This is a genomic window from Pseudomonas lyxosi (genome assembly GCF_047758685.1).
GTDB lineage: Bacteria > Pseudomonadota > Gammaproteobacteria > Pseudomonadales > Pseudomonadaceae > Aquipseudomonas > Aquipseudomonas lyxosi.
This window is the reverse complement of sequence record NZ_CP180481.1, coordinates 2,645,005-2,657,353: the sequence shown is the minus strand read 5'-3', so window position 1 is coordinate 2,657,353 and position 12,349 is coordinate 2,645,005. Positions and strand designations below refer to the sequence as shown.

The 12,349-nt window shown below is 58.6% G+C and carries 8 protein-coding genes; 4 read left to right on the top strand and 4 right to left on the bottom strand.

The window, feature by feature from the left end; all coding sequences use genetic code 11:
- Positions 1-163: 163 nt before the first annotated feature.
- From ACMXYI_RS12280 to ACMXYI_RS12265, 4 genes are all read left to right on the top strand, one after another.
- Complete coding sequence (locus ACMXYI_RS12280; RefSeq protein ID WP_415773396.1) at positions 164-4,813, top strand: RHS repeat-associated core domain-containing protein; 4,650 nt, start codon at positions 164-166, stop codon at positions 4,811-4,813.
- The gene (locus tag ACMXYI_RS12275) at positions 4,810-5,229 is read left to right on the top strand and encodes a DUF6896 domain-containing protein (protein WP_415773395.1); all 420 of its coding nucleotides are present in this window, start codon (positions 4,810-4,812) and stop codon (positions 5,227-5,229) included. The genes ACMXYI_RS12280 and ACMXYI_RS12275 overlap by 4 nt, the downstream gene beginning before the upstream one ends.
- An 87-nt stretch (positions 5,230-5,316) precedes the next feature.
- Positions 5,317-5,745, top strand: coding sequence for a hypothetical protein (locus ACMXYI_RS12270; RefSeq protein ID WP_415773394.1), 429 nt, complete (start codon positions 5,317-5,319; stop codon positions 5,743-5,745).
- Between the two features lie 280 nt (positions 5,746-6,025).
- Positions 6,026-6,349 carry a hypothetical protein gene (locus tag ACMXYI_RS12265; RefSeq protein ID WP_415773393.1) on the top strand — a complete coding sequence of 108 codons (324 nt, stop codon included), beginning with the start codon at positions 6,026-6,028 and terminating at the stop codon, positions 6,347-6,349.
- Positions 6,350-6,469: 120 nt separating this feature from the next.
- Here ACMXYI_RS12265 and ACMXYI_RS12260 read toward each other — a convergent pair whose 3' ends face one another.
- From ACMXYI_RS12260 to treC, 4 genes are all read right to left on the bottom strand, one after another.
- The gene (locus tag ACMXYI_RS12260) at positions 6,470-6,760 is read right to left on the bottom strand and encodes a PTS glucose transporter subunit IIB (RefSeq protein ID WP_415773392.1); all 291 of its coding nucleotides are present in this window, start codon (positions 6,758-6,760) and stop codon (positions 6,470-6,472) included.
- A gap of 2 nt (positions 6,761-6,762) precedes the next feature.
- Positions 6,763-9,291 carry a phosphoenolpyruvate--protein phosphotransferase gene (gene ptsP / locus ACMXYI_RS12255; RefSeq protein ID WP_415773390.1) on the bottom strand — a complete coding sequence of 843 codons (2,529 nt, stop codon included), beginning with the start codon at positions 9,289-9,291 and terminating at the stop codon, positions 6,763-6,765.
- Positions 9,292-9,353: 62 nt separating this feature from the next.
- Positions 9,354-10,577: a maltoporin gene (locus ACMXYI_RS12250; RefSeq protein WP_415773389.1), complete on the bottom strand. Its 1,224-nt coding sequence runs from the start codon at positions 10,575-10,577 to the stop codon at positions 9,354-9,356.
- 106 nt (positions 10,578-10,683) lie between these two features.
- Positions 10,684-12,330: an alpha,alpha-phosphotrehalase gene (gene treC / locus ACMXYI_RS12245; protein ID WP_415773387.1), complete on the bottom strand. Its 1,647-nt coding sequence runs from the start codon at positions 12,328-12,330 to the stop codon at positions 10,684-10,686.
- Positions 12,331-12,349 lie beyond the last annotated feature (19 nt).

The following is a 12,349-nucleotide window of genomic DNA, read 5'->3' as shown; positions in this document are numbered from 1 at the left end:
TTTAGTCGCCGTTAATCAGGGAATCACCCTACATCCATTTCCACCTTTCCCGACTTCTTTCCTGATCGATCCCCCGCAAAGTCCCAGCGCCTAATTTTCTGCGCCAGGGATTGCTCATGTTCGACTCCTTTTCTCCAGCAACTTCGTATTTTTCGAGGCGTTGATGGAGCACATCACCCGCATCGAGCAGGAACTCGACAGCTTCCCGCACACCCTTTCGCTCTATCGCGAACAGCTCAAGTACTGGTTCAACCGGGCCGCCGACAAGGCCAGCCGCGCCGCTGATCTTCCGTCGCTGATGGGCATGGAGCGGATCATCCGGTTCGGCAACTCCAGCACCGCTGTCAGCAGCGGCGATGACGAGTTTTTATCCACCGTCGTGCAGTGCCCGATAGGTGGATTGCTAGAGATCGAGAGCAAGTTCGAGTCGGTTTATGACATTCCCGTCGGGAACATTCAGGTCGATGTGATTGCCAGCGATAGCGGCGAAAAGACGCTGGTCACCCTCGATAAAAACGGCAAGGGAACGTTCACCGGTACACCCGGCAGGTTCTACCGCGTTCACGTTCACCACGAAGTCACACCGCAGCACGTTGAAGACCTTTTTTCTTCCTACAACGGCCTGACGAAGGAACTTGAGAAGTGGCTGCGTGATGAATGGAAGTCATTTAAGCCGAAGTGGTCGGAATCGTCTTCGGTTGCTGCAGGCAATGGAATACTCGCGGGAAGTTGGGCGGCGATCGAGGGCGTGTGGGACGGCATCGGCCTGCTTTCGGACATCCTCAAGGATCCCGGGAAGTTTGGTGAGCGGTTGGGCGAGAGCGCCACAGCGCTGAAGAACCTCGCGCAAACCGCCCCCGATGTCATGGAAAAAGCCCAGCTGCTAGCCAGTGACGAAGCGGCGCTGTGCCTGCTGTTACGCACCGCCAGCCTCTGGTTGGACATGCTGCCGCCCGGTGAGATCGCCGGCAAAACTGCCGAAGCCGTGTCGACGGTGGTGGTGCAGCTGTTGATCGACATCCTGATTGGCATCGTTCTGACGTTCGCTGCAGCAGGGGCCGGTATCGCCTATTTGACGATGCGGCTGGCTAATCGAGCTGCGCAATTACTGAGCGCTGTTCTGCGCCTCGTTAAAGCGATTTTCACAATCATCAATGGCTTCATCAGCTACGTCGACCGCTACAAAAAAGTCGCTGCCCGGGGCATCGCGGCCGGTATGAAAAAAGGCCGCATGCAGCTGCGGTGGGATGCCAGGCGCAACACCACGCTGAAAAAAGACGAACACCACGACAACGCCCCGGATCAGGCGAAAAACCCCAACGGCGACAGCGCCGATTCCGTTGATAAAACCGCGACCAATAAATGCCCGGTGTCGATGGTCACCGGCGAAGAACTGCTCACGCTGACCGACGGTGCGTTGGACGGCATCCTGCCGTTCGACTTCACCCGGCTCTATCGCACCAGCGCCGCCGAGATCGATATCGGCCTCGGTTTCGGCTGGAGCCATTCGCTGTCTCATCGACTGGAAATCGATGGCGAAAACGTCCTCTGGATCGACCACGAAAACCGCCGCACCACCTTCCCATTGCCAACCAGCGAGCGCCCGGCGATCCACAACAGCCTGTCGCGGGCGGCGATTTATCTGGGCGATCAACCCGAAGAACTGATCCTCGCCCAGGCCGGTGACGACACGCGCTTCTATCACTTTCAAAACGGCCGACTGACAACGATCAGCGACGCTTACGACAACCGCCTGCGCATCACCCGCGACCGGCAAGACCGCATCAAACGCCTCGACAATGGCGCCGGCCGTGCCTTGCGATTGCGCTTTGACCGCAGCCATTTGGTCGCCGTCGACTATCAGGTTTTTGTCCCGGCCCAGACCCTCGACGAGGCTTGGCACACCGAGCAGACACTGGTCAGTTACCGCTACGACGAACGCGATCAACTGATTGCAGCAACCAATGCCGCTGGCGAAAGCGAGCGCTACGACTACGACGATCAGCACGTCATCCTGCAGCGGCAGTTGGCCGGTGGGGCGAGTTTCTTCTGGGAGTGGGAACGGTCCGGCAAGGCGGCCCGATGCATCCGACACTGGGCGTCGTTTGCGCAGATGGACGCGCGTTACGTCTGGGATGACGAGGGCAGCGTCACCGTTCAGAACATCGATGGCAGCGAAGAGGTTTACGCCCACGACGACCGGGCGCGGCTGGTGCGCAAAGTCGAGCTGGACGGCGGCGAGCACCTCAAGGCTTACGACGACAACGGTCGGCTGATTGCCGAGCAAGACCCACTCGGCGCCGTCACCGAATACCGTTACGACGAAGTCGGACGATTGGTTGCGCTGATTCCGCCGGAAGACGAACCGACGGCCTACGAGTACCGCAACGGTTTCCGGCACGCACGGTTTCGCGGCAAAGCCGTCTGGAAATATCAGCGCAACGCCCAGGGTGACATCACGGAAGCGACCGATCCTGACGGTCATGTCAGCCACTATCACTACGACAAAAAAGGGCAGCTGCTGTCGATCCGTTACCCGGACAACAGTCGGCATGTCTTCGTCTGGAATGGCTTGGGGCAGTTGGTTGAGGAAACGCTACCGGATGGTGGTGTGCGGCGGTTTTCCTACGACGCGCTGGGGCGGCAGATTACCCGTCAGGACGAACACGGCGCCGTCACCCAGTACCAATGGGACGCCGTTGGACGACTGATCCAGACCACGCTTCCCACAGGCGCGAGCCGCGCGTTCAGCTACAACGCCTACGGCAAGATCACCGCCGAACGCGATGAACTGGGTCGCGTCACGCGCTACGAATACGTCGACGACCTGCACCTGGTCAGCCGCCGAATCAATGCCGACGGCACCCAGCTGAAGTACCGCTACGACAACGCCCAGCTGTTGCTCACGGAAATCGAAAACGAATCCGGCGAAAAATATCAGCTGGACTACACGCCCAACGGCTTGATCCGACAGGAAACCGGATTCGACGGCCAACGCACGGCGTACGCCTACGACCTCAACGGCCAGCTGCTGGAGAAAACCGAGTTCGGCGAGGACGGTTCGCAGCTGGTGACGGCTTACCAGCGGGATTCGGCCGGACGTCTGCTGGTCAAAACCCTGCCAGACGGCATCCAGGTTGAATACCGCTACGACAGCCTCGGCCGACTGGTCAGCGTCGATGACGGCCACGACCATCCGCTGGAATTCGAGTACGACCAGCAGGACCGACTGATCACCGAGCATCAGGGTTGGGGCACGTTGCGCTACGGCTATGACGCCTGCGGTCAACTGAACCATCTGCGCCTGCCGGACAACAGCAAACTCGATTACCACCACGCCAAGGGCGGTGCGCTGACGGCCATCGACCTCAACGGCGCGCGACTCACGACCCACCAATTCGCCTTCGGCCGCGAACAGCAGCGCCAGCAAGGCCAGCTCACCAGCCAATACCACTACGACGAGCAGGGTCGGCTGCAAGCCCACGCGGTCAACCAGCAAACCCGCCCGCTGTACATGCGGCATTACAGCTATGCGGTCAACGGCAACCTGGTTTCCATCGCCGACAGCCGACACGGCCAGCGCAGCTATTACTACGACCCGCTCAACCACCTAATCCGCGTCCGCCACACCCGTGACGACGCACCAGAAGCCTTCGCCCACGACCCGGCCGGCAACCTGCTGATGCAGGACCGCCCCGGCGCAGCGAAGGTGCTGGGCAACCGCCTGCTCATACAAGGCGACCGCCACTACGACTACGACGCCTTCGGCAACCTCATCCGCGAACGCCGCGGCACCGCGCAAAAACTCGTCACCGAATACCGCTACGACTGCCAGCACCGCTTGGTCGGCGTCACGGCCCCTGACGGCCGTTGCTCAAATTATCGCTACGACGCCTTCGGCCGCCGCATCGCCAAAACCGTCGACGGCAACACCACCGAGTTCTTCTGGAAAGGCGACAACCTCATCGCCGAAAGCAGCTGCGAGCACTACCGCAGCTACGTCTACGAACCGGGCACTTTCCGCCCATTGGCCATGCTCGATGGCAAAGGCCCGCGCAAGGCGTGCCCGTTTTACTACCAGCTCGATCACCTGGGTACGCCGCAGGAACTAACCGATTTTGGTGGCGAGATTGTTTGGTCGGCGAAGTACAACGCCTACGGCAAAGTCACTCGCCTTGCATTCGGCGGGGGAGAACAGCTCGAGCAACCGTTACGGTTTCAGGGGCAGTACTTCGACGCTGAGAGCGGCCTGCATTACAACCGGCATCGGTACTATGATCCAGAGGTTGGTCGGTACCTGACGCCGGACCCGATCAAGTTGGCGGGTGGGTTAAACCAGTACCAGTACACGCCGAATCCGACGGGGTGGGTTGATCCGTTGGGGTTGAGCGGGAATTGCCCGCCGCCGAATAAGCCTGGGTGTAGCGCGCCGGATGATACGACTGGCGCTAAGGTCGATGAGGGTGAGCCGCCGCTGCCTACTGTGATCAGTGGCGTAGATCCAGGCAGTTTGAAAAGAACTCATGCGATAGAGGGAAAAACCTCCACCAAGCAAGTAGAAACTATAGCTGGCAAAATGCAAAAAAGCGGGTATGACGACAATTGGCCAATCGACGTTGTGGAGCATAACGGTAACCGCTATATAGTCGATGGACATCATAGGGCTTCTGCGGCCAGGCAAACTCACACCAAAGTCAGTATCGTATTGATAAAAGATATTGTGAGTCATCACAGTGTTTTCAATAACATTGATGAAATAAAAGAGTCTGCTGATAACGTAGGGCATGACAGGCTGGTGAGGCCAAGAAGATGAAGAATAAAGATCTTGAATATTTGATTGATGATTTTCTGGATCAGGTGGAAAAAGCTACAGACTTGCTTGAGGGGCGATTTGGTAAAAAATGTATTCTTAGGCTATGGAGAGCAAAGGAAATTCCGCAGCGGGGTGAAGTTTTAGCAGGCATAAAATACGAACTGCATGGTGTCGGTTGTAGGGTGTATTTTCCGGAAGTATGCGTGGATTTCGATTATGGTCCAGGTGAGCGGGTCGACGGATTTGATGTGTGGAGGCTATACATATACGCATGCGAAGTTCCTCGTTTGCATCCTAAATACACAGATCAGGAAGCGCTAAAGCGAGATTTCAATGAGTACATGAATCTTGGAAAGGTAGAGAGAATATCTGGCTCTATGTCGAATCTATACTTCAAGAACAAAGTTAATTGGTGATGTTGCATTGGTTATTAAGAACTATCGGTTTTTATGGGTTGTCACGTGATAAATGGCGGCCCGCGAGATAAGCAGTGAGGCCTGTAAATGACAAAAAAATACAACGCATTAATTCTTGAAATCGACGAAGTCGTTGAGGAGGCAGTTGTATTGCTTGTTGAAGGCGTGACGGTTAAGTGCTTCGCGAGCTACTGTCCCTTTGCGATTGAAGCGGGAAAGCAATATGCCGTGGAATTCGACTTGGTTTTACCTGACTCCGACGGCGTAATGCTCGCCCCAGGGTCTGATCGAAAAGCTGAAATGACGGATCTTGGATTTTCCTGCTTTGTTTCTGGGTACTTGGACGGACCCATTCTTCGGTCATTCGTAGATTTCATGAATCTTGAACTTCACTACGAATTCCCTCAGTTCAATGAGAAATATGTGAAGGTCAGCGTGGAAAGGATTGATGTGGCGTTCGGGCAGGAAAGGCGAAATTTCTGGGCAAGGTCGTCGGAAGTTTCCTTCAACTCGTAGCGGTTTTCATGAACTGGTGCGCAACGGACCTCATCGATAGTCTCTTAGCTGTCACTGCAAATTCAGTGACAGGGTGTGGAAGCCCTTCTATCGTTAGGCGCATCAAGCGCCACCAGTTCGGCGTGTTTTATCGTCTGTGTTTTATGGTGGCTGTGCGCGGGGCGCTTTCGAGTGCGCCGGGTGCCTAACGTCCCGGTCTTCCACACCTGCGTACAGCCGCCACCTATTTGCGTGGAAGTGATTTCTGGCGGCTTCAATCCATACGTTAGGACTCAAACTGATGAAAACCCTTACCCCCGATCCACCCTACGAAAAACCAATCCCCCACCCCAAAAACCGCTTCATGGCGCTCACCAGCAATTGCGACGACATGCCAACCCTGTTCGTCGACACCCAAGCGCCGCTGGATGTTTTGTATGACGCTGCCAACTACCGAATTCGCGCCGTCACCCAAGTGATGGAGAACTTGTCCATGCGCGGCTCGATCGAGTGTCAGTCCTTCATTCTTAGTGATTTTGCTTTGCTCTGTGCCATTCCGTTGCGGGATGGGTGTGATGTGCTGGATGTGTTAGGGCGACGATTGAAGGCTCGGCCTTCGGAGTAGCGCCGGGCGCTGTTGTGGCGAGGGCGCTTGCTCCCTCGCCACGGGTTTTCGGTTGGCCGGGAGATCTTGGGGCTGCTGCGCAGCCCAGCGGGAGCAAGCTCCCTCGCCACAGGGTTATGTTTACGCTTGGAGGCCAGTGATCAGATGCACCACGCCGTCTTCCAGCCTCATGACTCCCGGCACCCCCGCCACATTCAAAGCCTGCCGATCCATCCGCCCCACATCCCGCAACTCCACCCGAACTCGGGTCAATGCCAGCGGCTGCTGCGCCTTCAGGTTATCCACTCCGCCCAGTGCGGCGACGATTTCCGGGGCCAGACCAGAAACAGGCTGAGCAACCACCTTCGGTTCATCCACGATCAGGTCCGGGGTCAACGCTTTCCAGAACGCTCGCTGCATTTTCTCGAACATGCTCAGTTCTCCAGTACCAGTGAAGTATCGACCGTCGCCTCGTGATACAGCCGCAACGCCTCGCGCACTTGCTCGGCGCTTTCCAGGCCCAGCACCTGCTGGGCGATGGCCTGGCAGTCCACCAGATCCACTTCGCGAACCGCCGCTTTGATCGCCGGAATCAACGGCACGCTCACCGACAGTTCATCCACTCCAAGTCCCAGCAGCAGCGGCACCGCCAGTGTCTCGGACGCCATGGCGCCACACACACCGACCCATTTGCCATGGGCGTGGGCGGCCTTCACGGTGTTGGCAATCAAACGCAGCACCGACGGATGAAAACTGTCGGCCTGACTGGCCAGGCGCGGGTGGTCGCGGTCCATGGCCAGGGTGTATTGGGTCAGGTCGTTGGTGCCGATCGAGAAGAAATCCACCTCCGGCGCAAACAAATCGGCCATCAGTGCCGCTGCGGGCACTTCGATCATGATCCCCAGTTTCGGCAGCTCGGTAAGGCCCAATGCCAGCGCCTCTTCCTCAAGCAGCTGCCGGGCCCGTCGCAACTCCGACAGCTGTGTGACCATGGGCAGCATGATGTGCAGACGGGCCAGCCCGGCGCTGCTCAGGATCGCCTTGAACTGATCGCGCAGCAGCTGCGGGCGCTCCAGACACAATCGAATCCCGCGCATACCGAGGAACGGGTTGGTTTCGCTGTCCATCGGCACGTAGGCCAACGGTTTGTCGCCGCCGACATCCAGAGTCCGCACCACCAGATTGCGCGCCGGCCCGAGTGCTTTGGCGATGGCGCTGTAGGTTGATGTTTGCTCGTCATGGCTCGGCGCATGATTGCGATCCAGATAAAGAAACTCCGAACGCAGCAAGCCTACGCCCTCGCCTCCCAGTGCCACGGCCTGCTCCGCTTCAGCCAGCGAGGCGATGTTGGCCGTCACTTCAAAATGGTGACCATCGCGGGTACAAGCCGCCAGCGCAGCGTGCGCCAGCTCATGTTGATGGCGCTTCTGTTGGCGCTGACGATTGGCTTGCAGCTGCTCGATGGCCGCCAGATCCGGGTCCAGATGCAGCTCGCCCTTGTCGGCGTCGAGCAACACTTGGGTGCCGTTGGCCAGCCCCAGCACCTGAACGGGCAGCCCGCAGATCGCCGGCAAACCGGACGCCCGCGCGAGGATCGCGACGTGGCTGGTAGCGCCGCCACCGACCGTGGCGAAACCCAGTACCTTACGGGTATCGAGCCCGGCGGTCTGTGACGGCGTCAGTTGTTCGGCGATCAGGATCGCCCCTTCAGGCAGCTCCATCGCCTGATCCTGTACGCCGAGGACCAGCTTGAGCACTCGCTGGCCGACATCGGCCAGGTCCGCCGCCCGCTCCGCCAGCAAGGCATTGCCCAGGCTTTTGAACAAGGTTGCCGTAGACTCGGTGGCTGCGCGCCAGGCGAACCCGGCACTTTTGCCTTCGATGATCAGCGCCTCGGTCTGATCCAGCAGACTCGGGTCTTCAAGCAGTTCCTGATGCGCCTTGAAAATCTCTGCCTGGGCGTCACCGGTGGCGTTATCGCGCAGCAGCTGCAAGGCCAGCGCCGCTGCGGCCAAAGCCCGAGACAGATGCTCTCGCTCAAGCTGCGGACCGACGCCGAACTCGCTCACTTCAAGCGTTTGCTCGGCGATCTGCACAACCTGGCCAAACGCCGAACCCGCCGAGGCACAGACTCCGCGCAGAACCTTCAGCGATGAAGCTTCAACCGTCTCAACCTCTACTATCACGGCTACCGTCTCGCCACACCCGGCGGTCAGCAGTTCGGCCAGCGTCTTGATCGCCGCTTCAGCATCCGGGCCGGCGGCGCTGACTTGCACAACGTCACCGTGCCCCGTCTGCAACGCCATGATCGCCACCAGGGATTTCGCGTTCGCACTCTCCTGCTGTTTATGCAGGAAAATGCTCGCCGAAAAACCTTTCGCCGCCTGAGCGAACACCGCGGCCGGACGAGCGTGCAAGCCGTTCGGATTGGCCAGCGTCACCGGTTTGGAAAACAGTGCTTCGCCCTCTTCCGGCACCGGCTCATCTGTTGCCTGCTCGATGGGCTTCAAACTCAGTAGCGGCTGGCCACTTTCTACCAAACCCGTTTCCGGTGTCAGCCAAATGAACGGCTCACCGCTGACCACCAGCATCAACGTCAACAAACTGCGAGCGTTCAAGGCAATGAAATCGGCATCGAACTCGATCAGCGCCTGCCCAACGTCAACCTGCTGGCCCTCCTCCACCAACCGCGTGAACCCCTTCCCGGCCAGGTTCACTGTGTCGAGGCCAATGTGCATCAACACCTGCACACCATTTTCGTCGGTGATGCTGACTGCATGCCCACTGGCCTGCACATTGCTGACAACCCCTGCCAGCGGCGCGCGCAACGTCGTTGAAGTCGGATCGATGCACAGGCCATCGCCGATCACGCGGCTGGAAAACACCGGATCGGGCACGAGGTCCAGTGGCATCAATACGCCGGACAGGGGCGCGTGCAGTTGCAATTGTTGGGGTGTGGCCATGACGTCACCTGCTGTTTTGTTCTTTGAAGTGCCGATGGAGCGCGAGGCTCCGACAGCATCGCTTATTTCCACCAGTACTCGACCTGCAATCCGACATTCGAACCGTGTCGCGCCGTGCCGAAGGAACCGGTGTCGGACAACGCCGAACCCTGCGCCAGTTCATTGGCCGCCCGTTTGGCCGCCTCGTTCCAGCTCGCATAGGTGTAATACAAACGCACCTCGGGGCGCGCCCAGAATTCCGGACCTTTGGGCGACCAGGTCGGGGCGAAGGTGAACTTGCTCAGCTTGCGCGTGCCGCCCGTGGCTTCAACCTGATCGTGCCCCAGTTCGGTCACCAGTTTGAACTGCTCGGTGATCGCATAGGCCGGGCGAACGCCCAGGGAAATCCAGTTCTGATCACTGCCGTCCTGGCGAATGTCTTTCTGATAGACCGCCTCGATCTGCCCGCCAAAGCGCGGCGTCACCTGCCAGTCGAAAAACTCCACCACACGATAGCTTTTGCTGCTGTCATCGAGCTTCACGTTACCGGTATAACCCAACCCGGTGCCGGGCCCTTCGCCGTACTGGAAAGCCAGTTTGTTCTTGCCACCCAGAAAGCCTTTCTGCACATGCTGGGTGGTGATCGCCCAGCCACGGTGAGCGTCGCGGCTGTCGGGTTTGTCGATGTAGCTCAGGCCAAACTCCAGTTCACCGCCGGGGTTGGTGTTGAAGCCGGCGACGTTGAAGTCGTGACGGTTGATGTAGTCCTTCTGGTACAGGTTGTCCTTGCGCGAGAAGGCGTAGCTGTATTTCAGATCGCCGATCAGCACGTCCTCGATACCGCCGCCCGTGGCGCTCTGGTTCCAATAGTAGAAGTCGGAAATGTGGATATCGTTCCGTTTGTAGTAACGCCGACCGGCCCACAGCGAACCGCCGTTGAGGCTGGGCATGTTCGACCATTGCGCGTACGCCTGCGGCAGGCGCACCGAGCCGTTGTCACCATTGAAGGTCAGGTCCTTGTCGTACTGGTTGTACAACGAAGCCATGCCGTCGACGCTCAGCACCGAACCGTCATCCAGGGTGTACAGATCCTGGCGCAACTCAAGTTCAGCGTACTGCTCGCATTCGTTGCCCAAGCGGTATTTGGTCTGCGCGCCCGGCAGCTGGAAACACTGCTGTTTACCGCTGTTGACCGAGGTCCCGACGCCGCTGCGCAAGTAACCGGCGAACTCCAGCGCCTGGGCCGAAAGAGGCAAAGCCAGGCACGCGCCCGCCACTACAAGGCTGCGATTTATTGTTGTTTTCAAGAGCTACCCCATTATTTTTATTGTGTGCAGCGGCAAAATCGGCGCGCAAAACTCCCCCGCGCAGCGTTCTGCGTGTTTTTTTAAGTCGGTGTTTTTTTGCGGTCGGTCAGTCGCTCATATGCAGCACGAACGACTCATAAGGCCGTAAGAGGACCTGCCGATTTCGCGTCGGACAGTCCGGGTAATTGCTGATGACCAGACGTTGGGCCATGGTTTCGCTGATCACTTCATCCGGCAGGTCGACTTCGCGCGGTGTCCCGTAGAAGTTATTCAGCACCAGCAAACGCTCGCCATCGCCTTCGCGCACGTACGCCCAGATTTGCGTGTGCTCGGGCAACAGTTGCCGGTAGACACCGTCAGACATCAGCGCTTCACTGCGGCGCAGAGCGATCAGTTGACGATAGTGATGCAGCACCGAATCCGGGTCGTCGAGCTGAGTGGCAACGTTGATCTGCTCAGCGTTGGCCGGCACCCCGATCCACGGCTCGACAGCGCTGAAACCCGCGTTGGGTTCGGCATTCCAGTGCATCGGCGTACGGCCGTTATCCCGGGACTTCTGCATGATCGCCGCCATGTTGTCGGCGTCGCTCGCACCGGCCTCGCGCTTGAGCCGGAAGATGTTCAGCGTCTCGACATCGCGGTACTGATCGATGTGATCGAAACCCGGATTGGTCATGCCCAGTTCCTCGCCCTGGTACACGAACGGCGTGCCCTGGAGGAAATGCAGCGCCGTGCCGAGCATCTTCGCCGAGAGCACCCGATACTCGCCGTCATGCCCAAAACGCGAGACCACCCGTGGCTGGTCATGGTTACACCAGAACAACGCGTTCCAACCACCGCCGGCCTGCATGCCGGTTTGCCAGTCGGAGAGAATGCGCTTGAGTTCGAGGAAGTCGAAATCGGCGCGGATCCACTTCTGCAGGTTCGGGTAATCGACCTTCAGGTGATGGAAGTTGAAGGTCATCGACAGCTCTTTCGAATCCGGTTTCGAGTAACGAATGCAGTGTTCCAGGCTGGTGGAGGACATTTCGCCGACGTTGATCAGGTCATGCCCTTCGAAGACTTCGCGGTGCATTTGCTGCAAGTATTCGTGGACGTTCGGGCCATCGGTGTAGAAGCGTCGACCGTCGGTGTTGTCCTCGGGAAAATCCGCCGGTTTGGAGATCAGGTTGATCACATCCAGACGGAACCCGCCTACGCCCTTGTCGCGCCAGAAACGCATCATCTTGAAGACTTCGGCGCGCACCTTTGGGTTATCCCAGTTCAGGTCGGCCTGAGTGTGATCGAACAGGTGCAGGTAATACTGACCGGTCTGGGCTTCGTACTCCCAGGCCGAACCACCGAACTTGGATTCCCAGTTGTTCGGCTGGTCGCGCCAGATGTAGAAATCCCGGTACGGGTTGTCAAGGCTGCTGCGGGCCTGCTGGAACCAGGTGTGCTCGATGGAGGTGTGGTTGACCACGATATCGAGCATCAACTTGATCCCGCGCTTGCCGGCCTCGGCGATCAGCAATTCGCAATCGGCCATGGTCCCGTAACTAGGGTCAATGGCGTAGTAATCACTGATGTCGTAGCCGTTGTCGCGCTGGGGCGAACGCAGGAACGGTGTGATCCACAGGCAATCGACGCCCAGCCAGTGCAGGTAATCGAGCTTGGCCACAACGCCCAGCAAATCACCCGTGGGGTTGCCGGCATGGCTGTGAAAACTCTTCGGGTAGATCTGGTAGATCACCGAACGTTGCCAGTCTTGCATGGCGCTATTCCTTCAGTAA